Below are 295 nucleotides of genomic sequence, written 5' to 3'. Positions count from 1 at the left end.
GAAGTCTAGCAATTATCTTAAAGCCAGCTTGCGCCTAAGTGCTTTGCACACCCGCATTGCTAATATCCGCAATGACTTTTTACACAAGCTCAGCACCGCCCTGATTAGACACGCTAAAGTTTTATGCCTAGAGAGTCTAAAAGTCAAAAACATGCTTAAAAACTCCAAACTAGCCAAAGCTCTAAGCGATGTGAGTATCTCTGCTTTTAACACCTTGCTAGAATATAAAGCCAAATACTATGGGCGTGAGGTTAAGCGGGTGGATGCTTTTTATCCTAGCTCTAAAACTTGTTCT

The 295-nt window shown here is 41.4% G+C and carries 1 protein-coding gene; it reads left to right on the top strand.

The window, feature by feature from the left end; all coding sequences use genetic code 11:
* Positions 1 to 295: RNA-guided endonuclease InsQ/TnpB family protein (locus tag EAO33_RS08935; protein WP_235853171.1), on the top strand; the 295-nt coding region annotated here is incomplete at both ends.

The sequence above is a fragment of the Helicobacter labacensis genome, assembly GCF_003660285.1.
Classification (GTDB): domain Bacteria; phylum Campylobacterota; class Campylobacteria; order Campylobacterales; family Helicobacteraceae; genus Helicobacter; species Helicobacter labacensis.
Note: the sequence above shows the minus strand (reverse complement) of the source record. Positions and strands in the feature narration are given on the sequence as shown.